Below are 361 nucleotides of genomic sequence, written 5' to 3'. Positions count from 1 at the left end.
GTTTAATATCAATAGATTATTGAAACATCTCCTAGATAACCCTGACAAAAAAAGACATTTAAATACATTTCTAGAAACTTGCTTTTTTTAGCTTTGGTAAGGTGATTTCGACTCAAATATAATGCGAAATAGCTTGGAGAATAGAAATGAAAAAAGGTGTTGTCTTGATAGCTGGAATGCTTGCTTCTGGAATGCTGCATGCGAATGGATGGACCGGAAATGTGAATATTTTCACTGGTAACAAATCACTGGACAGTGATTGGGGTGAATTCGACTCACAAGGAGAGATTGGCATCATGAGCGATTTTGGCCAGACAAACTGGCCAGCACTTATTGTGGTTGATACCTATATTTCTGGCAA

1 protein-coding gene is annotated in these 361 nt (G+C 37.4%); it reads left to right on the top strand.

Annotated features, from left to right (window positions below; genetic code table 11):
• Positions 1-146: 146 nt before the first annotated feature.
• A partial coding sequence (locus BCU12_RS23460; protein ID WP_198599298.1) for a hypothetical protein occupies positions 147-361 on the top strand: 215 nt, incomplete at its 3' end.

This window comes from Vibrio sp. 10N.261.55.A7 (assembly GCF_002877365.1).
GTDB lineage: Bacteria > Pseudomonadota > Gammaproteobacteria > Enterobacterales > Vibrionaceae > Vibrio.
The sequence above is the reverse complement of the archived record's forward strand: the minus strand, read 5'-3'. Positions and strand labels throughout refer to the sequence as shown.